The organism is Micromonospora sp. NPDC050795, assembly GCF_044456785.1.
GTDB lineage: Bacteria > Actinomycetota > Actinomycetes > Mycobacteriales > Micromonosporaceae > Micromonospora.
Map to the genome: position 1 here is coordinate 1 of NZ_JBITGE010000016.1, position 26,384 is coordinate 26,384.

Consider the following 26,384-nt stretch of genomic DNA (forward strand, 5'->3'; position numbering starts at 1 on the left):
GTCGCGAGCGTCGGTCTTCGCCGTGCCCGGGTGCAGATCGGCGATCCGCCGCATCGCCAGACCGGGAAGATAGGCCACCTGGTGACCACACGCCCGAGCCACCGCAACGGGCAGGGCGCCGATCGAGGCCGGCTGGTCGACCACCACCAATACCGTGCCGTGACGGGCCAGCTTGTCGAACAGTTGCCTTAGCCGAGCCTCGGTGTTCGGCAACGGCGCGTCGTGCAGCCGTTTGCCGTCCGGAGCCAACCCGACCGCATGGTGATCACCTTTACCGACGTCCAAGCCGAGGTAGACGCCATATCCGTCCCGCACCGCACCAGCCTCCACGCATCGCATCGTGGCCCCGGCCGCAAGTCCAGGCGTCGGACTGCCGGCAGCCACGTTACGAAGAGACCTACCCCAACCAGGGCGGCCGTGTCCCTATCAGCGGTCCACCGACGCCACCCGACCCGGCGACAACACCCCCCGGATCATCCGAACAACAGGGGAAGGAAGTCATACCGGGCCGGGCGACCGAGGGTCCCCGGCTGGGGACGATCAAAAAGGTAACGGGGGGGGGTTAGACCAGGCGTAGGCGGGCGGCGCGGATTCGGGTCAGGGTGCGCTCGCGGCCGAGCACCTCCAGCGACTCGAACAGCGGCAGACCCACGGTGCGACCGGTGACCGCGACCCGGACCGGGGCCTGCGTCTTGCCGAGCTTGAGGCCCCGCTCGGCGCCGACCGCCTCCAGCGTCGACTTCAACGACTCGGCGTCCCAGGACTCCAGCGCCTCGAACGCCGCGACGGCGTCGTCCAGCAGCTCGGCGGAACCGTCCTTCATCGTCTTGGTCCAGGCGGCCTCGTCGATCAGCGGTGAGGCCAGGAAGAGGAAGTCGACGTTCGGCACGATCTCGCTGAGCACCGCGATCCGCGTCTGGGCCAGCGGCGCCACGGCGGCGAACGCGTCGGCGTCGAACTCCTCCGGCTGCCACGGCGGCGGCGCGATGGTCCCGGTGCCGGTCAGCCACGGCTGGCAGGCGTCGATGAACTCGGTCACCGGCAGCGCACGAATGTACTCGCCGTTGAACGCGCGCAGCTTCTTCTCGTCGAAGAACGCCGAGGAGAGGTTGACCTCGTCCAGCCGGAACTCGTCCTCGATGACCGACCAGGGAACGATCTCCCGGTCGCCGGAGGGGGCCCAGCCGAGCAGCATGAGGTAGTTGCGCATCGCGCCGGCCAGGTAACCCTCGTCGCGGTACGCCTCCAGGGCGACCTTGTCCCGGCGCTTGGAGAGCTTCTGCCGCTTCTCGTTGACCACCACCGGCACGTGCGCCCAGATCGGCGGCTTGACCCCGAGGGCTTCCCAGAGCAGCTGCTGCTTGGGGGTGTTGGGCAGGTGCTCCTCGGCCCGGATCACGTGGGTGATCCCCATCGTCATGTCGTCGACGACGTTGGCCAGCAGGAAGACCGGCGAGCCGTCACCCCGGGCGATGACGAAGTCCTCGATGAGCTTGTTCTCGAACGTGGGCTCACCGCGGATCAGGTCGACCACCACTGTCGCGCCCTCGTCGGGCGTACGGAAGCGCAGGGCGTGCCCGGGGCCGGGGCCGAGGCCACGGTCGCGGTGGTAGCCGTCGTAGCCCTGGTACTGCGAGCCGGTGCGGGCCTGCACGTCCTCGCGGGTGCAGTCGCAGTAGTAGGCGCGGCCCGACTCGTCCAGGCGCGCGGCGGCGGCCCGGTGCTCCCCGGCGTTGGCCGACTGGAAGTACGGGCCCTCGTAGCTGCCCCGGGAGATCCCGATCCAGTCCAGCGCGGAGAGGATGCCCTCGGTCCACTCGGGCTTGTTGCGCGCCGCGTCGGTGTCCTCGATGCGCAGCACGAACACGCCGCCCTGCTGCTTGGCGTAGATCCAGTTCTGCAGCGCCGAGCGGGCGCCGCCGACGTGGAACATACCGGTCGGGGAAGGGGCGAAGCGCACACGTACTGTCACGTCCCCCAGCCTACGGCGCTCCGCGACTGCATTCCGCCACCGGCCCCCCAGGGCTCAGGGGACCGAGCGGATCTTGACGACCAGCGCGCTGCCGAGCAGGGTGACCACGGCGGTGACCGCATAGAGCGTGGGATAGCCGCCCAGGTACACCACGAGCGGGGCGGAGAGCGCCGGGCCGAGCACCTGCGGCGCCGAGTTGGCGATGTTGATGACGCCCAGGTCCTTGGCCCGGTCGGTGGCCCGGGGCAGGACCTGGGTGATCAGCGCGGCGTCCACCGAGAGGTAGACGCCGTAGCCGGCGCCGAGCAGCAGCGCCGCGACGATCGCCATCGGCCAGACCGGCGCGACCGCGAGCAGCAGCGCCGCCACCGCCATGATCAGCCCGGAGACGATCACGTAGATCTTGCGGCGGCCGGAACGGTCGGACAGCCGGCCGGCGACCACGGCTGTCAGCATCATCCCGAGCGTGTAGAGCAGGATCAGCACCAGCAGGCCGCCCTCGGGGTCGGGGTGGCGCACCCCGTCGCTGAGGAAGTACAGCAGGTAGAGGGTGCCCAGGGCGTTGCCCAACTGGACCAGGAAGCGGGTGATCCAGGCCCAGGCGAAATCCGGGTGCCGGCGGGGGCTGATCCACATCGAGGCCAGCAGCGCCCGGGTCCGGATCGCCGGCCGATGGGTACGCGGCAGCGGTTCGTCGGGGGTGAGCAGCGCGAACGGCAGCGACAGCAGCAGGACGGCCACGGCGATGGCCAGGTAGCCGGCGGCGTTGCCGGTGACCACTGCGGTGACCAGCACCGCGCCGAGCACCAACCCGAGCGCCTGCGGGATGCCCACCCACCCCGAGACGCCGCCGCGCTGCCGCACCGGGACCCGGTCGGGGATGGCGGCGCTGAGGCTGGCGAGCATCGCGTTGAAGCAGACCTGCGCGGCGACCCAGCCGAGGGCGACGCCGAGGATGGTCCGCTGCTGGGCCAGCAGCACCAGGGCCGCCGCGCCGAGCACGGCCCCGCCCGCCGTCCAGACGTGCCGACGGCCGAACTCGCGGCCGGCGATGCGCAGGCAGGTCCGGTCGGAGAACGCGCCCGCCAAGGGGTTGGCCAGCACCGCGGCCAACGCGCCGAGGCCGGTGACCACGGCCAGCATGTTCTCCTTGTCGCCGGGCGCGATCTGCTCGATCTGCTGCGGCAGCAGCACCTGGATCGGCGTGAAGAACGCCATCCACACGCCGAGGTTGGCCGCGAAGATCAAGCCGATCCAGCTGCGCCGTACCGGCACCGTCGGCTCGGCGAGCGCCGCCGGCAGCGACGCCGGCGTCGGGTCGAGGGTGGTCACCGTGTCGACCCCGGCCGGCTGGCCGCGATCACGTCCCGCAACCAGGTGTACGACGACTTCGGCGTACGGGTCTGGGTGGGGTAGTCGACGTGCACCAGACCGAAGCGCTTGGTGAACCCCTCGGCCCACTCCCAGTTGTCCAGCAGCGACCAGACGAAGTACCCGCGGACGTCCACCCCGTCGTCGATGGCGGCCCGGACCGCCCGCAGGTGCCCGTCGAGGTACGCGATCCGTTCCGGGTCGGCCACCTGCCCGTCGGCGTCGGGCTCGTCGTCGTACGCGCAGCCGCCCTCGGTGATCTCGATGGGCGGCAGCGCGTCGCCGTAGGTGTCGCGGAGCCAGCCGAGCAGCTCGTGTAGCCCGTCGGGGTCCACCGGCCAGTCGAAGGCGGTACGCGGGTAGCCGTCCAGCGGCACGAGGTCGAACGGCAGGGGTGAACCCTCCTCGGCCGCCCGTACACCGGTGGGGTTGTAGTAGTTGACCCCGAGCACGTCGATCGGCGCGGCGATCGTGTCGAGGTCGCCGGGGTGGATGACGCTCGGGTCCAGGCCGGGCAGCTCCGGGTAGCCGCGGCCGAGCAGCGGGTCGGTGAAGAGCCGGTTGTGCAGCGCCTCGTACGCGGCCCCGGCGACCCGGTCGGCGTCGCGGTCGCCGAGCACCCGCACCGGTGAGTAGTTGTTGGCGATGGCCACCGGGCTGGCGGTGTGGGTCCGCAGCGCGGCGACCGCGAGCCCGTGCCCGAGCAGTTGGTGGTGGGCGACCGGGAAGGCGTCGAACAGCAGCATCCGGCCGGGGGCGTGCACACCCATGCCGTAGCCGAGGCTCATGTGGATGAACGGCTCGTTGAGGGTGATCCAGAGCCGGACCCGGTCGCCGAGGCGAGTGGCGGTCTTCTCGGCGTACTCGGCGAAGCGGGCGGCGGTGTCCCGGTGCATCCAGCCGCCGGCGTCTTCGAGGGGTTGCGGCAGGTCCCAGTGGTAGAGGGTGGCCACCGGGTCGACGCCGACGGCCAGCAACTCGTCCACCAGGCGGTCGTAGAAGTCCAGGCCGGCCGGCCGGGTTGGCCGGGCCGGCGCCGGTGGGCTGGATCCGGGGCCAGGCGATGGAGAACCGGTACGCGGAGACGCCCAGGCCGGCCAGCAGCGCCACGTCCTCGGTGTGTCGGTGGTAGTGGTCGCAGGCCACCTCGCCGCTGCTGCCGTCGCTGATCCGCCCGGGGGAGCGCGCGAAGGTGTCCCAGATGGACGGAGCTCGACCGTCGGCGGTGGTGGCGCCCTCGATCTGGTGGGCCGATGTGGAGACGCCCCAGCGGAAGCCGGTGGGGAACTGGGGCATCGGTGCGGTCGACATGCGCCCTCCCGGTCAACGTGAAACGTGTTCGGGACTTTAAAGCGCTCTCGATGAATGCGCCATAGGCTGCCCTGGCGTAATCCGCAATGGTTGATCGGCGTGTCTTTTTCCGAACCCGTCCGGGTAAGTCCGATTTAGCGCATAGAGTGCCGATATCGTGGGATGTCCTCACCGGAGGAAAGACGGAAATGATCCTCGTGGAACGCAGTGCGCACGTGGCGGCGCCAATTGAAGTGGTCTGGGATGTCGTGCAGCGGGCCGAGCAGTTGCCGGCCTGGCTGGCCGGGGTCCGAGCGGCCGAGGTGCTCTCGGGAGAGGGCTTCGGACGGCGACAACTCGTCCAGGCTGGGCGCGGCTCGGCGCATGAGGCCGAGGTGATCGCCTACCAGGAGCCGACGCTGATCGGCTGGCGGGAACGGGCCAAGGGCGCTGGATCTCGGGCGGAGGCGCGCACCGAGATCTACGTCCAGCTCACCGGAGACGAGGAGGAGGGCGGGACGATCGTGCGCCTCATCGTGGTCCGCTGGCCGGCCGGCCCGGTCAAGGCGGCCATGCTGCGCCTCGGACTGCGTCGGGTCGGCGCCGACCTGGAGGACTCGCTGGCCCGGCTCACCGACCTGGCCGCCGTCGGCTGACGAGCGCCCATCCTCCCGGCGTCACCCGCGACGGCGGTGGTCCGGATCCCCGCCAGGGCCCCCGGGCCACCGCCGCTCCGTACCCCCCGACCGCAGTTGGGTTGGGCCGTAGCCGCAGAAGGGCCCGGCGCTCATGCGCCGGGCCCTTCTGTGGTCGTGCTGGGTCTTAGCTGTCGCCGCCGGTCTCGCCGACCGGGGCGGCGTTGACGTCGTCGATCGCGTACTTCTTGGCGGCCTCGGCCGGCACCGTGGTCGCCACCGCGCCGCTGCGGGCGAGCTGCCGCAGCGTGGCCACCACGATCGACTCCGCGTCGACGTGGAAGTGCCGGCGCAGCGCGTGCCGGGTGTCCGACATGCCGAACCCGTCGGTGCCGAGCGACGTGTAGTCGCCGGGTACCCAGCGGGCGATCAGATCCGGTACCGCACGCATGAAGTCGCTGACCGCGACCTTCGGCCCGTCCGCCTCGGCCAGCTTCTGCTGGATGTACGGAACCTTCGCCTCGGCGCCCGGGTTGAGCAGGTTGTACTCCTCGGTCTCCACCGCGTCGCGGCGCAGCTCGGTCCAGGAGGTCACCGACCAGACGTCGGCACCCACCCCCCAGTCCTGGGCGAGCAGCTGCTGGGCCTTGAGCGCCCACTGCATCCCGGTGCCCGAGGCGAGCAGGTTGGCCTTCGGGCCGTCGACCTGCGGTGCCGCCGAGTAGCGGTAGATGCCCTTGAGCAGGCCCTCCACGTCCACGTCGGCGGGCTCGGCCGGCTGCAGCGTCGGCTCGTTGTAGACCGTCAGGTAGTAGAAGACGTTCTCCTGCGCGTCCCCGTACATCCGGTGCAGACCCTGCTCCAGGATGTGCGCGATCTCGTACGCGAACGCCGGGTCGTACGCGACCACCGCCGGGTTGGTGGCGGCGATCAGCAGCGAGTGCCCGTCCTCGTGCTGAAGGCCCTCACCGTTGAGCGTGGTCCGACCCGCCGTGGCGCCGAGCAGGAAGCCTCGGGCCATCTGGTCGGCCGCTGCCCACAGCCCGTCGGCGGTCCGCTGGAACCCGAACATCGAGTAGAAGATGTACATCGGGATCATCGGCTCGTCGTGCGTGGCGTACGCCGAGCCGGCCGCGGTGAACGAGGCCACCGAACCGGCCTCGTTGATCCCCTCGTGCAGGATCTGCCCGGAGGTCGACTCCTTGTACGACAGGAACAGCTCGCGGTCGACCGAGGTGTAGCGCTGGCCGTGCGGCGAGTAGATCTTCGCGGTCGGGAAGATCGAGTCGAGACCGAAGGTGCGGGCCTCGTCCGGGATGATCGGCACCCAACGCTTGCCGAACTCCTTGTCCTTCATCACGTCCTTGAGCAGACGGACGAAGGCCTGCGTGGTGGCCACCTTCTGCTTGCCCGAGCCCCGCTTGATGTCGGCGAACCGCTCCGGGCCCGGGATGGCCAGCCGCTTCGTGCTGGTCCGCCGGGACGGCAGGTACCCGCCGAGCTGCTCGCGCCGCTCCTTGAGGTACGCCAGTTCCTCGGACTTCTCGCCCGGGTGGAAGTACGGCGGCAGGTAGGGGTTGTCCTCCAGCGCCGAGTCCGGGATGTCCAGGTAGAGGCGGTCGCGGAAGGTCTTCAAATCCTCCAGCGTCAGCTTCTTCATCTGGTGGGTCGCGTTGCGGCCCTCGAAGTGCGAGCCGAGGGTCCAGCCCTTGATCGTCTTCGCCAGGATGACGGTGGGCTGTCCGGTGTGCTCGGTGGCCGCCTTGTAGGCCGCGTAGAGCTTGCGGTAGTCGTGCCCACCTCGCTTGAGGTTCCAGATCTCGTCGTCGCTGAGCGGCTCGACCATCTTGCGGGTCCGTGCGTCACGGCCGAAGAAGTGCTCCCGCACGTACGCGCCGGACTCCGCCTTGTAGGTCTGGTAGTCGCCGTCGGTCGTGGTGTTCATCAGGTTGACCAACGCGCCGTCGGTGTCCGCGGCGAGCAGCGGGTCCCACTCACGACCCCAGACGACCTTGATCACGTTCCAGCCGGCACCCCGGAAGAACGCCTCCAGCTCCTGCATGACCTTGCCGTTGCCCCGGACCGGGCCGTCCAGCCGCTGCAGGTTGCAGTTGATCACGAAGGTGAGGTTGTCCAGCTCCTCGCGGGCGGCGACGCCGATGGCGCCGAGCGTCTCCGGCTCGTCCATCTCGCCGTCGCCGAGGAACGCCCAGACGTGCTGCTGGGAGGTGTCCTTGATGCCGCGGTGCTGCAGGTACCGGTTGAACCGGGCCTGGTAGATCGCGTTCAGACCGCCGAGGCCCATCGAGACGGTGGGGAACTCCCAGAAGTCCTGCATCAGCCGAGGGTGCGGGTACGAGGGCAGCCCACCACCGGGGTGCGACAGCTCCTGGCGGAACCCGTCGAGCTGGTGCTCGCTGAGCCGCCCCTCCAGGAACGCCCGCGCGTACATGCCGGGGGACGCGTGGCCCTGGTAGAAGATCTGGTCGCCACCGCCCGGGTGGTTCTTGCCCCGGAAGAAGTGGTTGAAGCCCACCTCGTAGAGCGACGCCGAGCTGGCGAAGGTGGAGATGTGCCCGCCGACGCCGATCTCCGGGCGCTGAGCCCGGTGCACCAGCATGGCGGCGTTCCACCGGACGTACGCCCGGATCCTCCGCTCGACGTGCTCGTCACCCGGGAACCAGGGCTCGCGCTCCGACGGGATGGTGTTGATGTAATCGGTGGTGGTCAGGGGCGGAACCCCGACCTGGCGCTCACGGGCCCGCTCCAGCAGGCGCAGCATGACGTAGCGAGCGCGTTTGGCGCCGCGTTCGTCGATGACACCGTCAAGCGACTCGACCCATTCGCTTGTCTCTTCAGGGTCGATGTCCGGAAGCTGGCTCGGTAGGCCGTCGCTGATCACCGGGCGCTTGCGTTCCGTAGCCACAGGCGTTCCCTCGGTTGTGTGTGGGATAGGTCTCTAGCGCCATCCTGCCCCCTGGTGGCACCCCTCGTCACGTCTAGGTCCCCCCGACGCGATGCTGAACACAGGTACTCGCCGGTAACTTAGCGCGACGACGCGGTGGAGCCTGAGCGGTTTGACCGCCGCTCCTACCGTCGGTGCCATGAACGGACGTTCTGTCACGGTCGCCGCCAGCATCATCGTTTTCGGGGTGGTAGGCCTGGTCATCGGCGCGGTGGCCCTCGCCTCCGGCAATTCCTGGCCCACGGTGGGACTGATGGCCCTCGGCACCCTGCTGGTCGTGTTCGGCGTGGTCCTGCTGCGGGAGGCGGTCCGCGCGGCCCGTCCGAGCGGCCAGGATGGTCGTCGTCGTCGCCGTCCGGACTCGGACGGCGGCGGGTACGGCTCCTACCCGATGCCCGCCGGGGACGCCGGGAGCGGACACGTCGGTCGCCAGCGCGACGGCGACCACGACAACTCCGACGGTACGGAGTCGGCCGACAGCGGCGACTCCGGGGGAGGCTGGTCCGGCTGGGGCTGGTCCAGCGGTGACTCCGGCGGCGGCTGGTCCGGCAGTGACTCCGGCGGTGGCTGGTCCGGTGGCGGCGACTCCGGCGGCGGTGGCGGCAGCTCCTGACCTCGCCCTGCGGCAGAATGCGACGTATGCGCAGCGACGTGATCACCGTCCAGACCGGGTCCCGGCCGACCGTCCGGGACATCACCGCGGAGGCCCAGCAGTTCGTCTCGGGCGAGGGCGACGGCCTGCTGCACGTCTTCGTGCCGCACGCCACCGCCGGCCTGGCGATCATCGAGACCGGGTCGGGGTCCGACGACGACCTGCTCAGTGCCATCGACGACCTGCTCCCCACCAAGGACCGCTGGCGGCACCGACACGGCTCGCCCGGCCACGGCCGCGACCACGTACTGCCGGCGTTCATCCCGCCGTACGCCACGCTGCCGGTGCTCGGCGGTCGACTGGCGCTCGGCACCTGGCAGTCGATCTGCCTCGTCGACACCAACGGCGACAACCCGACCCGCCAGGTCCGCTTCTCCTTCCTCCCCGCCTGACCCCGCCCCGCCCCAATCTCGGCGATCTTGCACTTGCTGTCCCGACACAAGGGGCATCCCACTCATTCGGACAACCGAAACCGCAAGATCGGCGCGGAGGGGGCGGAGCGTCGGGCGGAGCGTCGGGCGGAGCGGTTCACCGCCTGCGGAACAGGCCCTGGCTCCGCATACCGGTCAGGCTGCGGGTCGGCGCGTCCCGGTAGCGCAGACGGACCGTTCGCTGACTGGCGGCGATGAACTGCCGACGCGCGGCCCAGACCTCCTCGTGGACCAGGCTGATCTCGGCGGCGGTCGGGATCGGGTTCGCCGACCCGAGTCGGGCGAAGCGGTAGTCGGCTTCGTGGAGGCCGACGGCAGCGTCCACGGCTCGCCCGGGTGCGAGGAGACGGATCTTCGTGAGAGCCGCCATTTTCTGCCGGTGCGCGGTCTCGACCCGTGCCACCCAGTCCGGGGCGTCATCTGCGGCCACTCCCTCAAGGTGGTCCCGGACCGCCCGGGACGAGTCGAAGCTCGAATCCAGGAAGGTCACGAGCACGTCGACCAGCACGTCTCTCGCCCAGCGCTCCCGCTCGCGCTGCCCCGAGTAGTAGATGTTCAGCGCGGCGAGCACTGCGGCGAGCGCCGCCGCGATCGCCGAGACGAAAGAGGCTCCATCTGCCACAGCGCCTCCTCGCGCTCGCCGCCGGCCGTCGCCGGTCGCTAGCCGTCGGGGTCACGACGATCGCCCGGCGGCGCAGGGCGACGGGGGCACCGACAGCCTGCCTGACGCCTCCCGGACAGGGCAATGGCAGAGCCGTGCCCGTCCGGTCGGTGTGCCCGGACCTGATCGCAGGGCTGGTTGGGCGGGCGTGGTGCGTACGATGTGGTCGTGACGGGGCAGGTGGGTTCCGTGGTGGGCGGGCCGGCGGATCGGGCTGGTCTCGCCGCCGACGTGCTGCGCCGGATGGCCCACGTCAGCGACGCGGTACGACACCGGCAGGGCAGCGCGTTCGCCGAGGTCGGGCTCACACCGGCGGCGGCCCGGGCGCTGCGGGAGCTGGACCCTGATCATCCGCTGCCGGCCCGGGATCTCGCCGGTCAGTTGGGTTGTGACCGGTCGAACGTGACGGTGCTGGTCGACAAGCTGGAGCAGGCCGGGCTGGTCGAGCGTCGCACCGACCCGGCGGATCGGCGGCAGAAGACGCTGCTGGTCACCGAGGAGGGCCGCGTCGTGCGGGCCCGGGTGATCGAGGTGATGTCCGACTCCCGACTCCTGTCCGGGCTGGGCGACGAGGAGCTGCGTACCCTTCGTGACCTGGTCTGGAAGGTGTCCGACGGCGGCTTTCCGGAGCCCTGCGGGTCGGAGTGAGCGTGACCCTTCCGGCCGTGTCCCACTGGGCGAGCGGAGCTTCCGTCGGTAATGCTGTCCGACGTGACCACCCCGCAAGATCTCGACGACCGGTTCCGGGAGACGCTGGCGGCGCTGCCTGCCGCCGAGCGACGGCGTGACCCCGCCGACCCGGTCACCGACGACGCCCCGCTGACCGGCGGGCAGGTGCTGGACCTGTTCGACGCGCAGGTGACCAGCCGGCAGCTCGACCTGGCCGGCCGCTGGTTGCGCAGCTTCGGGGAGGGTTTCTACACGATCGGCTCCGCCGGGCACGAGGGCAACGCAGCGGTCGCCGCCGCGCTGCGTCCCACCGATCCGGCGCTGCTGCACTACCGCTCGGGTGCCTTCTACTGCCTGCGCGCCGCCCAGGCCGCCGCCGACCCAGCCCTGGCTCCCGTGGACCCGGACGCTACCCGGGCCGCCGCTGACCAGTCGCCGGCCGACGGCCGGGCGCGAACTGTCGACTCCGAGCGGTCCGCCCCGGCGGAAACGGTGGACTCCGAACCGTCGACCGGCACTCAGCCGACCGTCGACGGCGCACCGACCCGTGCCCCCGGCGCCGATCCGCGGCTGTCCGAATCGGAGCCGTCCGGGATCGAACAGGCCCCGGCCGCCAACGGGTTCGCGGCGTACGCCGACGCGGCCCGGGACGTGCTGCGCGGGATGGTCGCGTCCAGCCTCGAACCCATCGCCGGGGGACGGCACAAGGTGTTCGGCCGGGCCGACCTGGCCGTCGTGCCGACCACCTCGACCATCGCCTCGCACCTGCCCCGCGCTGTCGGAATGGGACTGGCAGTGGAGCGGCTGCGCCGGTTGGACAGCGCCGGACGGCGCACCGGGGCCGGGATGCGGGTCGGCAGCGGCGCGGGCGCCACGCACGCCCCCTGGCCACCGGACGCCATAGTGGTCTGCTCCTTCGGCGACGCCTCGGTCAACCACGCGAGCGCCACCGCCGCCTTCAACACCGCCGGGTGGTACGACCACGCGGGGCTGCGGATTCCGGTGCTCTTCGTCTGCGAGGACAACGGGCTGGGCATCAGCGTCCGCTCGCCGGAGGGCTGGGTCGAGGCGACCCTGCGGGCCAAGCCGGGCATCCGCTACTTCAGCGCGGACGGGGCCGACCCGGTGCGGACGTACGAGGTGGCGGCGGAGGCCGCGGCCTGGGTACGCCGCAACCGGCGGCCGGCAGTGCTGCACCTGCGCACCGTTCGGCTGATGGGGCACGCCGGGGCGGACGCGGAGTCGGCGTACCGGGGTCCGGCCGAGCTGGCCCAGGATCTGGACCGGGACCCGGTGGCCGCCACCGCGCGGCTGCTGGTCGACGCCGGCGTGGCGACCGGCGACGAGCTGCTGGCCCGGTACGACGAGACCGGCTGGCAGGTACGCCGGCTGGCCGAGGAGGTGCTGGGCGAGCCGAAGCTGGCCTCCGCGGCCGAGGTGGTGTCGGCGCTGGCCCCCCGTCGTCCGGTGCGGGTGGCGCGGGCGGTGGCCGACGCCGCGGCGCGGGCCAGTGGGCCGGGAGCGGGCGCTCGGGCGGAGGCGTTCGGCGGTAAGCCGCCGGAGCTGGTCGGGCCGATGACCCTGGCGCAGAGCATCAACGCCGCGCTCGCCGACGGGATGCTCGACCACCCGCAGATGGCGCTCTTCGGTGAGGATGTGGCCGCCAAGGGCGGCGTGTACGGGGTGACGAAGGGGCTGCGCGACCGGTTCGGGGCGGCCCGGGTCTTCGACACCCTGCTCGACGAGACGTCGGTGCTCGGGCTGGGCCTCGGTGCCGGGCTGGCCGGGATGCTGCCGGTGCCGGAGATCCAGTACCTGGCGTACCTGCACAACGCCGAGGACCAGTTGCGCGGCGAGGCGGCCACCATGCGGTTCTTCTCGCAGGGGGCGTTCCGCAACCCGATGGTGGTGCGGGTGGCGGGCCTGGCGTACCAGGAGGGGTTCGGCGGGCACTTCCACAACGACAACTCGGTGGCCGTACTCCGGGATGTGCCCGGTCTGGTGGTCGCGGTGCCGGCGCGGCCGGACGATGCCGCGCCCATGCTGCGGACCTGTCTGGCGAGCGCGGCGGTGGACGGCAGCGTCTGCGTGTTCCTGGAACCGATCGCGCTCTACCACAGCCGCGATCTGTACGCGGATGGTGACGGTGAGTGGCTGGCCGCCTATCCGGAGCCGGGCGGGTGGGTGGCCGGGCACGTGCCGATCGGGCGGGCCCGGGTCTACCCGGTCGGCTCGGCGGACGACCTCACCATCATCACCTTCGGTAACGGGGTGCGGATGTCGCTGCGGGCCGCGGCCGTCCTCGCCGAGGAGGGGGTGGGCACCCGCGTGGTGGATCTGCGCTGGCTGGCTCCGCTGCCGGTGTCCGACATCATCCGGGAGTCCTCGGCGACCGGCCGGGTGCTGGTGGTGGACGAGACGCGTCGCTCCGGCGGGGTCGGCGAGGGCGTGATCGCCGCGCTGGTCGACGCCGGATATGTCGGTGCCGCGCGTCGAGTGGCGGGAGTTGACTCGTTTGTACCATTAGGTCCGGCAGCACGCCACGTACTGGTCTCCGCTGAAGCCATTACCGACGGTGCCCGTACGCTGCTGGCACGGTAAATTCCGTTCCACCCGGTGCGCCACTTGCGCGCAGCCCAACAACTGTGTGGACTTTGCCTGACGGCGTCGCACCGACGTCGCGAGCAGGGACGAGATGAGGAGGCACGCGACAGTGAGCGCGACCGCTGGTCAGGCCGCCGACGGGGTACGCAGCCTGGCGGACCGGTTCGGGATCGAACCGGGGATGGTCGTCATGGAGATGGGGTACGACGACGACGTCGACCAGGATCTCCGAGACGCCCTGACCGACCGCTGTGGAGATCTGGTCGACGAGGACACCGACGAGGTGGTCGACGCGGTGCTGGTCTGGTACCGGGACGGCGACGGTGACCTTTTCGAGCTGCTCGTCGATGCCCTCGGCCCGCTGGCCGACAACGGCGTCGTGTGGCTGCTCACCCCGAAGGCGGGGCGCGAGGGGCACGTCGAACCGAGCGAGGTCGCGGAGTCCGCGCCCACCGCCGGCCTTCAGCAGACCTCGACCGTCAACGCCGGCCGGGACTGGAGCGGCGCGCGTCTGGTGCTGCGTCGAGGTGCCAAGGCCAAGAAGTAGCCAGCGCCGCTCCGCTCGCCCGACGGTTCGCCCACCGTCGGGTGGCAGGCTGGTGCCGTCCCCCCGCCCCGACGCCGGCGTGACCGAGCAGCGAGGAGAGTTCACATGCCCCTAGAGGTTGGTGCCGAAGCACCCGACTTCGTGCTCAAGGACCAGAACAACCAGGAGGTCCGCCTCTCGGACTTCCGGGGCAGGCGCGCCGTGCTGCTGGTGTTCTACCCGCTGGCCTTCACCGGCACCTGCCAGGGCGAGTTGAGCGAGGTGCGCGACAACCTCGGCGAGTACGTGAACGACGACGTCCAGGTGCTGACCGTCAGCGTCGACTCGGCCTACAGCCACAAGATCTGGGCCGACCGTGAGGGCTACCAGTTCCCGATGCTCGCCGACTTCTGGCCGCACGGCGCCGTCGCCCAGGCGTACGGGGTCTTCAACGACGTGGCCGGCTTCGCCAACCGGGGCACCTTCGTCATCGACAAGGCCGGAGTGGTCCGCTTCGCCGAGATGAACGGCCCAGGCGAGGCCCGCGACCAGCAGGGCTGGCGCAAGGCCATCGCCGAAGCGACCAACTGACCGGGGCACGCCGTGCGCCCGGGTCGGTGGCGGGCAGGTAAGCTTGCCAGCCACCGGCCCGCCACATGGGCGATCCGGGCGCGTAGCTCAGTGGGAGAGCACCCGCCTTACAAGCGGGGGGTCGCAGGTTCGAAACCTGCCGCGCCCACCACGCAGTACGACGCAGCCTGCGCGGGCCCGGCCATCGGACGGTCTCGCTCCGACCGCCAGGTCCGATACCCGCATCCTCGACGACCCGCCGACCCGGTGGGTCACCCTGATCCGCGCACCTTCACGGATCCTGCTGCCTCACCATGTGACGAGACAGCAGGATCACCGAAGTTGCGCGGATCTTGCGAGGTGGGGGAGGCGCGGATCTTGCGAGGTGGGGGAGGGTGGGGCGAGCGATCCGGGGAGCGTGGTGGTGGAACTGGCTGGCATTGGCGCGGTGCTGTTCGACATGGACGGCACCCTGGTCGACTCCGACGCCGCCGTTGAGCGGGCCTGGGAGCGGTGGGCGGCCGAGTACGCCGTCGACCCGGCCACGGCACTGACGATCGCGCACGGCAGCCCGGCCGACCGGACCGTGCGTCGGCTGCTGCCCACGCTCGACGACAGCGCGGTCGCCGCCGCCGCGGCACGACAGCTCGCGTTGCAGTACGACGACCTGTCCGACGTGACGGCCACCCCCGGGGCGCACGAGCTGCTGAACGCGCTGGCCCGGCTCGGGTTGCCCTGGGCGGTGGTGACCAGCGCCGACGCGCGGCTCGCCGAGGCCCGGCTCGGTGCCGCCGGCATCAAGGCGCCGGTGCTCGTCACGGTGGAGGACGTCAGCGTCGGCAAGCCGGACCCGGAGGGCTACCTGCGGGGCGCGGCGCTGCTGGGCGTACCCGTGGGGCGGTGTCTGGTCGTCGAGGACGCCGAGGTCGGCCTGCGGGCCGGTCGGGCTGCCGGGGCGATGACCGCCGCGCTGAAGGGCCTCGACGGCGACCTGCGTCTGCGCGACCTGGCCCAACTGGCGCACCACCTGGAGTCGACGCCCTGACCGCTGTCAAGCAGCGCGCCGCTGCCTCAGGTGAACCGCGGTCACGGCGATCAGCAGCACTGTGACGCCGAAGAGCAGGGCGCTGCGGGCGACGACGCGTACAGCGTGACCAACTCGGCCAGGTAGCGCTCCGCGGACCAAGCCGCCGTCCGGCCGTTCCGGATCACGGCCCCGCGCAACTCCCGCTCGGTCAGCAGCCGGGTGAGCAACGCCCCGAACGCCTGCGAGCTGACAGTCCACGATGGCCACCGGTAGTCCGTGGGCCTCGGCCTCGGCGAGCACCAGGCCCTGCGTGTCGGTGGTGGAGGCGAACGCGAGCACGTCCGCCCCGGCGGGGAAACAGGTGGCGTGGCCGGGCCGGTTCTGCTGCACTACCGGCTCGCGACGAGGAAGGGGAGACGCGGTGGAGTTGACGTTGACGCCGATGACGGCAGAGGAGCTGGCCCGCCTGCTCGAATCACTGGAGCAGGGGTACGCCGACGATCTGGTGGCGCACCGGGGGATGACCCCGCAGGCGGCCCTCGATCGGTCGGTCAGCCAGATCCGGGAGTCGCTGCCGGCGGGCGCGGCCACCGAGGGGGCCCTGCTGCGGGTGGGCCGGGTCGGCGACACCGAGGTCGGCTGGATCTGGGTGACCCTGCCGACGGCCGCCGCCCCGGACCAGGCCTGGATCCACAACATCGAGGTGCACGAGGAGCACCGGGGACGCGGGTACGCACGGCGGATGATCCAGCTCATCGAGGCCGAACTCACTCAACGCGGTGTGCCCGAACTGGGTCTGAACGTCTTCGGCACGAACTCCGTGGCGATCGGCCTCTACCGCAGTCTGGGCTTCGAGGTCACCTCGCAGCAGATGGCGAAACGCCTCACCCCGGGGAGCTGAGCCGGCGGCCCGGGGACGGGTCCCTTCGGCAGGACTGTTCACCTGCCCAGCGGGAAACCGGCGCGGACCGCACCTGGGGAGGAGCGACGGATGACGCATGGCGCCGGACTGACCATCGGTGTGCTCGGCTCGTACGGTGGGCGAAACCTCGGCGACGAGGCGATCCTCACCGGCCTGCTCACCGATCTGCGTACACAGGAACCGAACGCCCGGATCATCGTCTTCTCACGGAACCCGGCGCACACCCGGGCCGCCCACCCCGATGTCGAGGCGGTGCCGTGGGAGGGCGTGAGCCGTACCGACTCGGCCCTGGTTCTGGCCCAGCTCGACCTGCTCATCCTGGGCGGTGGCGGCATCCTGTACGACCGTGAGGCCCGCCGTTACCTGCGGGTGGTCCGGGTGGCCCAGGAACGCGGCCTGCCGCTGATCACGTACGCGGTGGGGGTCGGGCCGCTCAACGAGGGGGTGGACACCGGCATGGTCCGGGAGACGCTCTCCAGCGCCACCCAGGTGACCGTCCGGGACCAGGAGTCCCGGATGGTGCTGGAGGAGGCCGGCCTGCTCAACCCGATCACGGTCACCGCGGACCCGGCGTTCCTCCTGCAACCGGAGGAGTTCCCGGCCCACCTGTTGGCCGAGGAGGGTGTGCCGGTCGGCAAGCGCCTCGTCGGGATAAGCGTGCGGGAGCCGGGCCGGGCCGCCGAACGCCTCGACGTGGACGGCTACCACCGGCTGCTGGCCCAGATCGGTGACTTCCTGGTGCACCGGATCGACGCGTACGTGCTGTTCGTGCCGATGGAGCGCGACGACATCCGGCACTCCCACGGGGTGCTGTCGCACATGGTCGCCGCCGACCGAGGTCGGATCCTGCACGGCACCTACTCACCGCAGCAGGTGCTGGGGTTGATGCGCCACTTCGACCTGGCCGTCGGCATGCGCCTGCACTTCCTGATCTTCGCGGCGATGGTCGGTACGCCGTTCCTGCCCCTGCCGTACGCCGGCAAGGTCTTCGACCTGGCCCAACGACTCGGCGTGCCGGCGCTACGCGGCGTGGAGCGGGAGGTCGAGGGCCCGCTGCTGGCCGAGGTGGACCGGCTCTGGGACGAGCGGGAGCAACGCGCCGAGGCCACCGCACGGCGGGTGGCGGAGGTGTGCGATCAGGCCCGGGGCACCTCGGAGGTCACCCGCGGCGTGCTGGAGAGCCTGCGCAGCCAGACCCTCACCCGGGTCTGAGCTGGCTGTCTGTCACACCGCCGGGCCGGTCCACCGGTAGCGCCACTCGCGGGCCTCCTCGCGGGCGGTCTCCAACTCGTAGATCTGCGCGTCGGCCAGCCCGCCGGAGCCGAGGTGATGGTGGGTCAGCGGCGGACGGCCGTTGCTGTCCAGTTCGACGGTGATGGTCTGCCCGTCCGCCGAGCCGCCGACGAGAAGGATCTGCACGGATGAAGCCATGCGCCCATCCTGCCCGGCCCAGCGCCGACCCGCAGCGGATAGCGGGGGCAGCGGGGGCCGACCCTGTTGGCACCCGAGCCCGGCGACGTCTACCTGACCTCCGAGGAGGACGCGGTCGCCAGCTTCACGCTGGGCGACCAGGAAACCATCGTGGGTCTCACCGAGGCGTACGAACGGGCGTGCGCCCGCTCCCGGGCTGTCGCGGCGAGCATCGACCTCGACCACGTGGTGCCGCACCCGCACCTCGGTGAGGTGTCGCTGCGCTGGATTCTGGTGCACATGATCGAGGAGACGGCCCGGCACGCGGGCCACGCCGACATCCTGCGCGAGTTGACCGACGGCGAGGCCGGCGCGCTCTGAGCCCCGGGTCGCCAGCACGCCGTCGGCCGTCACCCGGTGGGCAACAGGCCCGGCGGGTACTCCATCCCGTCACGGGTGCAGGCCGCTGCGGCAACCCGCGCCGCGTACCGGGCGGCATGCGTCAGTGGCTCGCCGCGCAACCGGCCGGCGATCAGGCCGGCCGCGAAGGCGTCGCCCGCCCCGTTGCTGTCCACCACCGGTCTTCCCGGGACGGCGGGCGGCACGGGTACCGCCGTGCCGTCGCCCGGGTACAGCTCGGCACCGTCCGCGCCGCGGGTCACCACCATCGTCCGGGGCGCCAGCGTGCCGGCGAGTGACGCGGCCCGGTCGCCCAACCGCACCCCGCTCAGCAGAACCAGGTCGGCGACCTCCGCGAACGGCTGGTGGTAGGTGTTCTCGCCGTCCCAGTCGTGCAGGTCGGTGGAGAGCGTCACGCCCGCCGGAACGGCGGCCCGCACGGCGGACAGCAACGGCACCACCCAATCCATGATCGAGAGGTGGACGTGCCGGGCGTCCCGGACCAGTGCGGCCACCTCGGTGGCCGGAAACGGTGGATCACCCTGCCATGGGCGCGGGTCGTACAGCGACGTGCGCCGCCCGCCCGGGTCCACCAGGTTCACCGACCGGCGGGTGCCGCCCGGGTGCTCGGCCAGCAGCGCCGGCACCTCGGCCCGGGTCAACGCCGCCCGGACCAGCTCACCGGCCGGATCGGCGCCGAGGGTGTCGACGACCAGGACGCGCAGGCCGAGTGCCCGGGCGGCCAACGCCACCCCCGCGCCGGTGTTGCCGATCCGCAGCTCGATCGGCTCGACGGTGTGGGAGTCGGCAGCGGGGAGCGGCAGCGCGGGCACCCGAACCCGCACATCCACCCCGAGCCCGCCAAGAACCAAAAGATCGACCACAACCCCGACGCTAACCCCCACCCCACACCCCACCCCACACCCCACCCCCCACCCCACCCCGCACCCCCCACCCCGCACCCCTCCCGCGCCTCCGCGATCTTGCACTTTCGGTGGGGACAAAAGGTGCATTGTTCGCAGAACGGTGACACAAAATGCAAGATCGCGCGAGTGCGGCGATGGGTGCGGATCGGCGGCCAGGTGGGTCGCCCTATTCTGGGGGCGGGCGGCGAGTAGGGGGAGCAGGTGCTGGTCATCCACGGGCTGTGGCTGCCCGGCGGCAGTTCGACCGGCGGCCTCGCCGTCTGGGCCGAGGACAGCGCCGCACCGATCCCCGCTCCGCGTTCGGGCCGGCCGGCCCGGGAACGCCCGCACCCCTTCGCCGCCGGGCACTCCGACCTGGCCGTCGTCCTCGCGGATGCCGCCGAACCGAGCCGGCCCGGCACGGCGCTGCTCACCCTGCCCACCCTGGCCGGCGCGCCGACCGACTCACCCGAGCTGATCCGGACCACCGTCGCACCCGCGGCCCGCGGTCGGCTCACACTCGCCGGGTGGCGGGTTCCCACCCTGGTGTACGCCCCGGACGACGCGCTGTCGCTGCTGCAAGCCCTGGCCGACATCCCGGCGGTGGCCGGGGCCACCCTGCGACACCTCGCCGAGCTGGCCGACTTCGCCGCCGACCTGGTGACCCGTGGCCGCGTCCTCCCCGGCGTGCGTACGACGACGGCCGACGGGACGCCCGGCGCCGACGTGCCGGTGGCGTCCGGCGCTCCCGCGCAGGCGGTGTGGCGTCCGCTGCTGACTGGCACCGACGCCGCCTGGGCGCGTTCGCTGGCGCTGGCCCTGCCACCCGCCGCCCGAGCCACCGTCCTGCCGCCCGCCTCCGAGCTGTCCACTGCCGAGCCGCCCGCCTCCGAGCTGTCCACTGCCGAGCTGCCCGCCTTCGCGCCGCCCGCTGCCGCGCCGCCCGCCTCTGCGCCGCCCGCTGCCGCGCCGCCCGCCTCTGCGCCGCCCGCTGCCGCGCCGCCCGCCTCTGCGCCGCCCGCTGCCGCGCCGCCCGCCTCCGAGCTGACCGCTGGCGTTTTGGTCGCGGATGCGCTGGACGCGCTGACCGACGCCGCCGCGCGGGCTGCGCTGGCGACCACCACGCTGGCCCGGGGGCTGCGCCCAGGGGGTCCGGCGCCCGCCTGGCTGGCCGCGCTCGCCGGCCCGCAGCGGGACTTCACCATCGACCCGGCCGGGCTGGCCACCCTCTCCGCCGAACTGGACGCCTGGCAGCGCGACGCCGCCGGCGGCCCGGTGCGGGCCAGTTTCCGCCTTGTCGAACCGGCCCCCGACGAGGTCACCGAACCGATCCTGGCCACCCGGGCGGTGTCCGCCGCCGGTGTGGCGGTGCCTGCCGACAGCGCGCCGGTGTCGGTCGGGTCGATCGGTGCCGGGCGCTGGCGGTTGGAGTTCGGGTTGCAGGCCGCGGACGAGCCCGGCCTGCACGTCGACGCCGGGGACATCTGGCGAGCGCCGCAGACCCTCGGCGGCCTGGTCGGCCGGACGACCAGCCCGCAGGAGACGCTCCTCGCCGAGCTGGGCCGGGCCAGTCGGCTCTGGCCGGACCTGGACGCCGCACTGCGTACCGCCGCCCCGGAGGCGATGGACCTCGACGTCGAGGGGGCGCACCGATTCCTGAGCGCGGGCGCCCCGGTGCTGCACGCGGCCGGTTTCGGGGTGCTGCTGCCGTCCTGGTGGCAGCGTCCGTCGGCGCGACTGGGCGCCCGGTTGCGAGCGCGCAGCCGCACCGCACCGGGCACTGTGGGTGGTACCGATGCCGGTGTCGGTCTGGACGCCCTGGTCGACTACCGCTGGGAGATCGCGCTCGGTGATCAGCCGCTCTCCGCCGAGGAGTTGGCGGCGCTGGCCGAGACGAAGACCCCGTTGGTACGGCTCCGCGGCCGGTGGGTGGAGCTGGACCCGGGGCGGCTCGCGGCGGGGCTGCGTCTGCTCCGCTCCGCGGGCGAGCTGACCGTCGCCGATCTGCTCCGTCTCGGGCTGGCCGACGGCGAGGCCACCGGCGAGCTGCCGGTGCTGGAGGTGACCGCCGACGGTGCGCTGGGCGACCTGCTCGCCGGCGCGGTCGAAGGGCGGCTCACCCCGCTGGACCCGCCGCCGGGCTTCCGGGGGACGCTGCGGCCGTACCAGCAGCGGGGGTTGGCCTGGCTTGCCTTCCTGCGCTCACTCGGTCTGGGCGGTGTGCTCGCCGATGACATGGGGCTGGGCAAGACGGTGCAACTGCTCGCGCTGCTCGCCGGGGACCCACCGGAGGTCGGGCCAACCCTGTTGGTCTGTCCGATGTCGCTGGTCGGCAACTGGCAGCGGGAGGCGGCCCGGTTCACCCCGGAGCTGCGGGTGCACGTACACCATGGTGCCGAGCGGGCGCGGGGGGCGGAGTTCACAGCGGCCGCGCACGGCGCGGACCTGGTCCTCACCACCTACTCGGTGGCCGCCCGTGACGCCGCCGACCTGGCCGGCATCGACTGGCACCGGGTGGTGGTGGACGAGGCGCAGGCGATCAAGAACGCGTCGACCCGGCAGGCCGAGGCGGTTCGCGCGCTGCCCGCCCGGCAGCGGGTGGCGGTGACCGGTACGCCGGTGGAGAACCGCCTCGCCGACCTCTGGTCGATCATGCAGTTCGCCAACCCGGGTCTGCTCGGGCCGGCCGCGACGTTCCGCAAGCGGTTCGCCGAGCCGATCGAGCGACACGGCGACGCCGAGGCGGCCGAGCGGCTCCGCCGGATCACCGGCCCGTTCGTGTTGCGCCGGCTCAAGACCGACTCGTCCATCATCTCCGACCTGCCGGAGAAGCTGGAGATGGAGGTGCTGTGCAACCTCACCGCGGAGCAGGCCGCGCTGTACCGGGTGGTGGTCGACGACATGCTCGCCCGGATCGAGACCAGCGACGGCATCGAGCGACGCGGTCTGGTGCTGGCCACCATGACCCGCCTCAAGCAGGTCTGCAACCACCCCGCCCAACTGCTGCGCGACGGCTCGGCGCTGGAGGGCCGCTCCGGCAAGCTGGCTCGGCTCACCGAGATCCTGGAGGAGGTGCTGGCGGCGGGGGAGCGGGCACTGCTGTTCACCCAGTACGCCGAGTTCGGTGCGATGTTGCGGGGTCACCTGTCGGCGCGGTTCGGCCGGGAGGTGCTGTTCCTGCACGGTGGCCTCGGCAAGGCCGAGCGGGACGCCTTGGTGCAGCGTTTCCAGTCCGCGGAGGGTCCGCCGCTGTTCGTCCTCTCCCTCAAGGCCGGCGGCACCGGGCTGACCCTCACCGCCGCGAACCATGTGGTGCACGTGGACCGGTGGTGGAACCCGGCGGTCGAGGACCAGGCCACCGACCGGGCGTTCCGGATCGGGCAGCGCCGACGGGTGCAGGTGCGCAAGTTCGTGTGCGCCGGCACCGTCGAGGAGAAGGTGGCCGCGATGATCGCCGACAAGCGCAACCTCGCCGAACGGGTGGTCGGCACCGGCGAGCAGTGGATCACCGAGCTGTCCACCGGCCAGTTGCGGGACCTGTTCGCCCTGGAGGCCGGCGCGGTGGTCGAGTGAGCGAGCGGAGCGAGCGAACCATCAGGCACAGCCGCTTTGTGCCTCACGTCGGCACGGAGCGCAGCGGAGTGCCGACGTGAGCGACTTCGCCGATTACGGGCGTCCCCGTCGGGTCGACGGGGGCCTGCGGGCGCGCAGCGCCCGGGGCGCGATCGGCCGGTCCTGGTGGTCGCGGCGTTTCCTGGAGGTGCTGGAGTCGTTCGCGCTCGGCACCCGGTTGACCCGGGGCCGGTCGTACGCGCGGGCCGGTCAGGTGCTCACCCTCGACATCGCACCTGGGCGGGTCAGCGCGGTCGTGCAGGGCTCCCGGCCGAAGCCGTACCAGGTGTCGATCGCGCTGGAGCCGTTCCCGGCGGCGCTCTGGTCCCGTATCGAGGACGAGCTGGCCGGGCAGGCGTTCTTCAGCGCCCGGCTGCTCGCCGGTGACCTCCCCGACGAGTTGGAGGAGGTCTTCTCCGCCGCTGGCGCGCCGCTCTTCCCAGCCGGTGTGGACGAGCTGACCCAGCGCTGCAACTGCCCCGACTTCGCGGTGCCGTGCAAGCACCTCGCGGCGACGTTCTACCTGCTGGCCGAGGCGTTCGACGCGGACCCGTTCGAACTGCTGCACTGGCGCGGTCGGTCCCGGGCGGAGTTGCTCGACGAACTCCGGGCCCGGCGGACCGCGACCACCGGTGCCACCCCACCGCCCCCACCGCTCGACCCACCGTCCGAACCGGACGGTGCGGGGTCGCGTGTGGACGTCGTTGCGCCGGTCGGTGCTGCCCGGGCGCTCGCCGGGCTGTCGGTGACGCCGTTGGCGGAAACGGCGGACCGGTTCTGGTCAGCGCCGGTGCCGCTGCCGGATCGGCCGCCCCGACTGGTGACCGGCACCGACCTGCTGCTGCGACAGCTCGGCGCACCGGCCCCGGCCATCGGTGGGCCGGGACTGCTCGAACGGTTGCGCCGCGCGTACCGGGCGTTCGGCCCGGCCGACAGATGAGCTGTCACGTCCACCGGTTGAGCCGTCCCGTCGAGCGGTTCAACAGTCACGTCCAGCGGCGGCGAAACCGCCACATGATGGCGGCGTTGGCCACCAGCACCACCGCGCAGATCGCACCGGTGAGTCGACCGGCGAACACGGCTATCGCCGGCAGCGACGCCCACAGCACGATGGTCAACAACATCAGGTAGCGGCCCCTGCGGGCTCGGGCCCGGTGGTCCAGCCGCTTAAAGAAGGCCGGGTCACTTTCCCGGAGCTGACGGGTGATCTGGTCGAATCTGCGCTGATCCTCTTTGCTGAGCATGGCGCTGCCTTCCCCTCACGCGTTCAGCGGTTCGGCGGCATACCCGCTGCGGTGGTGGCTCACGCTCGCCCGCTGCTGCTACTTTTCCTCCACGCGAGCGCGCTTCACGTCCGGCTTACCTGAACCTTAAGTTTGCCTTTGGTGGTGAACGACGCCGAAACCGTCGCGTACGGCGGCGAGGTCCGATCCGTGCTCGGCTGGCGCGCGTACGCCCTGCTGGGAAGGTCTGCCGGCGGGTCCGTTCCTCCGCCCGCCGCCGAGGTCGCGCTGAGGGCTGTCTTAAGTGCCCTCCCGAGTGGGTTCCGGCCACCTTGAAGGCCCCTGGGGCCTTGGTTACCTTGCCGTAGCAACCCCCTCAGGCAACAGTCGCCGCACCTGCCGCACCTGCCCGGTAGCAGCTTCCGGCGCTCATCAGAAATCGGGATTGGTACATGGCCGACCAGAATGTGCCACCACGTCGACCGCGGGACGACCGCGGTTGGGACGGACATCAGCACCCCAGCGCTGACGGCTACGGCGACCCCCACCCGCCAGCGCCCTACGGCTACGACTCGCCCCACCCCTACCAGGGCGGCTACGCCGCGCAGGCCGACCCGCGTGAGCAGTACGCCGGGCAGCCCGCGCCCGCTCCGCGCGGTCCGCAGTGGGTCGGCCCGGAGGGCCTTGGCCGTCCGGCCCCGGCGCGACCGGCCGGCACCGGACTGCCCACCCTCGACGATGACAACGAGCCGGATCGCAAGGTCGGCCGACGTAAGGCGATGGTGGCCCTCGGCGGCACCGCCGCCGTCGTCGCCGGTGGCGCGGCGCTCGCCATGACCCCGCAGATCCGTGGCCTCTTCGGCGACGACGCGGTGGCCGGCGACGCGACCGGCAGCACGGTCACCGACGGCACCGCGGCGCGGCCCAGCGGCCAGCAGCCCAGCACCGTGCGGACCTACACCGAGCAGAACGAGAGCTACATGGGCTCCCGGGCCGGTGAGGCGCTGAAGAAGAACGCGCCGGCCGGCGGGCGGACCTTCTCCGGCCCGGCCGCCGCCGCGGCGGCGACCACTGTGACAGTGAAGACGGTGCTGGCCAAGGACCCGATCCTGCACCTGGCCCGGCGCGCTACCTTCGGCGTGACGCCCGCGGTGGTCGCCGACATCAAGCGCGAGGGCATGGATGCCTGGATCCGCGCCCAGCTGGACCCGGGCAAGTTGGAGCCGAGCAAGGGCGAGCTGAAGCTCGCCGAGCTGCCGACCCAGAAGCTCTCCGTGCAGCAGCTGCGCGACCAGCGGGACAAGCTCAACGAGCAGGACGCCCAGCCTGAGCGGGAGATGGTCGACGCCACCATCGCCCGGCAGATCTGGTCCAAGCGCCAGCTGTTCGAGGTGATGGTCGACTTCTGGAACGACTTCCTGCACGTCGCCGCCGACTTCGACGGCGGCGAGGTGTACCGCAACTCGTTCGACCAGGACGTCGTGCGCAAGCACGCGCTGGGCAGCTACCCGGAGATGCTGGTCGCCGCGAACAAGCACCCGGCGCTGCTGATCTACCTGAACCAGAAGGACTCCCGCAAGGACGCGATCAACGAGAACCTCGCCCGGGAGAACCTCGAGCTCTACTCGGTCGGCGTCGACGGCGGCTACAAGGAGCCCGACGTCCGGCAGGCCGCCATGTTGCAGACCGGCCGCGGTGTGGACGACAAGGGCAAGTACGTCTTCCGCCCCGAGCAGCACTACGTCGGCAAGGTGAAGATCCTCGGTTTCACCCACGCGAACAACTCGGCCGACCCGAAGAAGGCCGAAGCGGCGATCGACGCGTACATCACCTACATCGCGACGCACCCGTCGACGGCGAAGTACGTGGCGCAGAGCCTGGCCACCCGGTTCGTCTCGGACACCCCGCCGAAGTCCCTGGTGGACCGGCTGGCCAAGACGTACACCACGAACAAGGGCATGATCAAGCCGGTCCTGATGACGCTGTTCTGCTCCTCGGAGTTCTGGGCCGGGGTGGGCCAGAAGGTGCGCCGGCCGATGGAGTACCTGGTCGCCACGTACCGCACCCTGGGCGTCTCGCCGGACGCGTCGCCGAAGCACGACAACGGCGACAGCAAGCGCACCGCGTACGCCCGGGGGCTGCGCCAGATCCACGACAAGATGCGCGAGCTGGGCCAGTCCCCGATGGGTCACCCGACCCCGGACGGCTACCCGGACGTCTACGTCGCCTGGACCTCGGCCGGCACGATGGTCAACGGCTGGAACGAGGCGGGCGAGATCCTCGCCGGCTACCGCACCACCTTCACGTACACGGCGCCGGAGAAGCTCGTCGCCAAGCCACCGGCAACGGCCGGGGCGTACGTGGACGCGCTCTCCCAGCGGCTGGTAGGCCAGAAGTTGAGCACGCGGGAGAAGAACCTCATCCTCGGCGTGGCCGGTGTGGCGGCGACCACCAAGGTCGACGCCACGTTCAACGGGGCCATCACCGCCGTCGCGCGGGCGATCCTCGCTTCCCCCCAGCACCACCTCCGGTGAGGCACC

22 protein-coding genes, 1 tRNA gene and 2 pseudogenes are annotated in these 26,384 nt (G+C 71.8%); 15 read left to right on the forward strand and 10 right to left on the reverse strand.

Annotated features, from left to right (window positions below; translation table 11 throughout):
• From ACIBEF_RS16020 to ACIBEF_RS16035, 4 genes and pseudogenes are all read right to left on the reverse strand, one after another.
• Window positions 1-339 (reverse strand): IS110 family transposase (locus ACIBEF_RS16020; protein WP_396794053.1); only part of this gene is annotated, 339 nt, incomplete at its 3' end.
• Window positions 340-562: 223 nt separating this feature from the next.
• The gene (gene gltX / locus ACIBEF_RS16025; RefSeq protein ID WP_396794054.1) at window positions 563-1,972 is read right to left on the reverse strand and encodes a glutamate--tRNA ligase; all 1,410 of its coding nucleotides are present in this window, start codon (window positions 1,970-1,972) and stop codon (window positions 563-565) included.
• Between the two features lie 54 nt (window positions 1,973-2,026).
• On the reverse strand, window positions 2,027-3,304 hold the full coding sequence (locus ACIBEF_RS16030) for an MFS transporter (protein ID WP_396794055.1): 1,278 nt from the start codon (window positions 3,302-3,304) through the stop codon (window positions 2,027-2,029).
• Window positions 3,301-4,654: pseudogene (locus ACIBEF_RS16035) on the reverse strand (GH1 family beta-glucosidase). The gene ACIBEF_RS16030 and the pseudogene ACIBEF_RS16035 overlap by 4 nt, the downstream one beginning before the upstream one ends.
• A 188-nt stretch (window positions 4,655-4,842) precedes the next feature.
• Between ACIBEF_RS16035 and ACIBEF_RS16040 the strand changes: the two are divergent.
• Window positions 4,843-5,289: an SRPBCC domain-containing protein gene (locus tag ACIBEF_RS16040; RefSeq protein ID WP_210783445.1), complete on the forward strand. Its 447-nt coding sequence runs from the start codon at window positions 4,843-4,845 to the stop codon at window positions 5,287-5,289.
• A gap of 166 nt (window positions 5,290-5,455) precedes the next feature.
• On the opposite strand, the gene aceE is transcribed toward ACIBEF_RS16040, so the two are convergent.
• A complete protein-coding gene (aceE, locus tag ACIBEF_RS16045) occupies window positions 5,456-8,194 on the reverse strand; it encodes a pyruvate dehydrogenase (acetyl-transferring), homodimeric type (protein WP_396794057.1) in 2,739 nt (912 codons plus the stop codon).
• 178 nt (window positions 8,195-8,372) lie between these two features.
• Here aceE and ACIBEF_RS16050 point away from each other — a divergent pair, with 178 nt between their 5' ends.
• Window positions 8,373-8,846 (forward strand): hypothetical protein, encoded by a 474-nt coding sequence (locus ACIBEF_RS16050; RefSeq protein ID WP_396794058.1) that lies wholly within the window; start codon window positions 8,373-8,375, stop codon window positions 8,844-8,846.
• Between the two features lie 26 nt (window positions 8,847-8,872).
• Window positions 8,873-9,277 (forward strand): YjbQ family protein, encoded by a 405-nt coding sequence (locus ACIBEF_RS16055; RefSeq protein WP_396794059.1) that lies wholly within the window; start codon window positions 8,873-8,875, stop codon window positions 9,275-9,277.
• Between the two features lie 136 nt (window positions 9,278-9,413).
• Here ACIBEF_RS16055 and ACIBEF_RS16060 read toward each other — a convergent pair whose 3' ends face one another.
• Window positions 9,414-9,938 carry a hypothetical protein gene (locus tag ACIBEF_RS16060; RefSeq protein WP_396794060.1) on the reverse strand — a complete coding sequence of 175 codons (525 nt, stop codon included), beginning with the start codon at window positions 9,936-9,938 and terminating at the stop codon, window positions 9,414-9,416.
• 282 nt (window positions 9,939-10,220) lie between these two features.
• Here ACIBEF_RS16060 and ACIBEF_RS16065 point away from each other — a divergent pair, with 282 nt between their 5' ends.
• The 6 genes from ACIBEF_RS16065 (at window position 10,221) to ACIBEF_RS16090 (ending at window position 15,391) form a co-directional block, all read left to right on the forward strand.
• On the forward strand, window positions 10,221-10,625 hold the full coding sequence (locus ACIBEF_RS16065) for a MarR family winged helix-turn-helix transcriptional regulator (RefSeq protein ID WP_355008892.1): 405 nt from the start codon (window positions 10,221-10,223) through the stop codon (window positions 10,623-10,625).
• A gap of 51 nt (window positions 10,626-10,676) precedes the next feature.
• On the forward strand, window positions 10,677-13,247 hold the full coding sequence (locus tag ACIBEF_RS16070) for a thiamine pyrophosphate-dependent enzyme (RefSeq protein WP_396794061.1): 2,571 nt from the start codon (window positions 10,677-10,679) through the stop codon (window positions 13,245-13,247).
• Window positions 13,248-13,359: 112 nt separating this feature from the next.
• Window positions 13,360-13,797 (forward strand): DUF3052 domain-containing protein, encoded by a 438-nt coding sequence (locus ACIBEF_RS16075; protein WP_030330240.1) that lies wholly within the window; start codon window positions 13,360-13,362, stop codon window positions 13,795-13,797.
• Between the two features lie 105 nt (window positions 13,798-13,902).
• The gene (locus ACIBEF_RS16080) at window positions 13,903-14,367 is read left to right on the forward strand and encodes a peroxiredoxin (protein WP_387354464.1); all 465 of its coding nucleotides are present in this window, start codon (window positions 13,903-13,905) and stop codon (window positions 14,365-14,367) included.
• Between the two features lie 76 nt (window positions 14,368-14,443).
• Window positions 14,444-14,518, forward strand: a tRNA-Val gene (locus ACIBEF_RS16085).
• A gap of 252 nt (window positions 14,519-14,770) precedes the next feature.
• Window positions 14,771-15,391 (forward strand): HAD-IA family hydrolase, encoded by a 621-nt coding sequence (locus ACIBEF_RS16090; protein WP_396794062.1) that lies wholly within the window; start codon window positions 14,771-14,773, stop codon window positions 15,389-15,391.
• A gap of 6 nt (window positions 15,392-15,397) precedes the next feature.
• Here the strand turns inward: ACIBEF_RS16090 and ACIBEF_RS16095 are convergent, their stop codons facing one another.
• Window positions 15,398-15,763: a hypothetical protein gene (locus ACIBEF_RS16095; RefSeq protein WP_396794063.1), complete on the reverse strand. Its 366-nt coding sequence runs from the start codon at window positions 15,761-15,763 to the stop codon at window positions 15,398-15,400.
• Window positions 15,764-15,794: 31 nt separating this feature from the next.
• On the opposite strand from ACIBEF_RS16095, the gene ACIBEF_RS16100 reads away from it, so the two are divergent.
• Together ACIBEF_RS16100 and ACIBEF_RS16105 are read left to right on the forward strand one after the other, a co-directional pair.
• Window positions 15,795-16,274 (forward strand): GNAT family N-acetyltransferase, encoded by a 480-nt coding sequence (locus ACIBEF_RS16100; protein WP_396794064.1) that lies wholly within the window; start codon window positions 15,795-15,797, stop codon window positions 16,272-16,274.
• 90 nt (window positions 16,275-16,364) lie between these two features.
• Window positions 16,365-17,507: a polysaccharide pyruvyl transferase family protein gene (locus ACIBEF_RS16105; protein WP_396794065.1), complete on the forward strand. Its 1,143-nt coding sequence runs from the start codon at window positions 16,365-16,367 to the stop codon at window positions 17,505-17,507.
• Window positions 17,508-17,519: 12 nt separating this feature from the next.
• On the opposite strand, the gene ACIBEF_RS16110 is transcribed toward ACIBEF_RS16105, so the two are convergent.
• Window positions 17,520-17,726: a hypothetical protein gene (locus ACIBEF_RS16110; RefSeq protein WP_355008835.1), complete on the reverse strand. Its 207-nt coding sequence runs from the start codon at window positions 17,724-17,726 to the stop codon at window positions 17,520-17,522.
• Between the two features lie 63 nt (window positions 17,727-17,789).
• Between ACIBEF_RS16110 and ACIBEF_RS16115 the strand changes: the two are divergent.
• Window positions 17,790-18,086: pseudogene (locus tag ACIBEF_RS16115) on the forward strand (DUF664 domain-containing protein); the annotation flags it as partial.
• A 29-nt stretch (window positions 18,087-18,115) separates the two neighbouring features.
• Here the strand turns inward: ACIBEF_RS16115 and ACIBEF_RS16120 are convergent.
• Window positions 18,116-18,988 carry a carbohydrate kinase family protein gene (locus ACIBEF_RS16120; protein ID WP_396794066.1) on the reverse strand — a complete coding sequence of 291 codons (873 nt, stop codon included), beginning with the start codon at window positions 18,986-18,988 and terminating at the stop codon, window positions 18,116-18,118.
• Window positions 18,989-19,231: 243 nt separating this feature from the next.
• On the opposite strand from ACIBEF_RS16120, the gene ACIBEF_RS16125 reads away from it, so the two are divergent.
• Together ACIBEF_RS16125 and ACIBEF_RS16130 are read left to right on the forward strand one after the other, a co-directional pair.
• Window positions 19,232-22,582: an SNF2-related protein gene (locus ACIBEF_RS16125; protein ID WP_396794068.1), complete on the forward strand. Its 3,351-nt coding sequence runs from the start codon at window positions 19,232-19,234 to the stop codon at window positions 22,580-22,582.
• A 76-nt stretch (window positions 22,583-22,658) separates the two neighbouring features.
• Complete coding sequence (locus tag ACIBEF_RS16130) at window positions 22,659-23,561, forward strand: SWIM zinc finger family protein (RefSeq protein ID WP_396794069.1); 903 nt, start codon at window positions 22,659-22,661, stop codon at window positions 23,559-23,561.
• A 46-nt stretch (window positions 23,562-23,607) separates the two neighbouring features.
• On the opposite strand, the gene ACIBEF_RS16135 is transcribed toward ACIBEF_RS16130, so the two are convergent.
• On the reverse strand, window positions 23,608-23,865 hold the full coding sequence (locus ACIBEF_RS16135; RefSeq protein ID WP_355008840.1) for a DUF3040 domain-containing protein: 258 nt from the start codon (window positions 23,863-23,865) through the stop codon (window positions 23,608-23,610).
• Window positions 23,866-24,296: 431 nt separating this feature from the next.
• On the opposite strand from ACIBEF_RS16135, the gene ACIBEF_RS16140 reads away from it, so the two are divergent.
• The gene (locus tag ACIBEF_RS16140) at window positions 24,297-26,378 is read left to right on the forward strand and encodes a DUF1800 family protein (RefSeq protein WP_396794070.1); all 2,082 of its coding nucleotides are present in this window, start codon (window positions 24,297-24,299) and stop codon (window positions 26,376-26,378) included.
• Window positions 26,379-26,384: the final 6 nt, after the last annotated feature.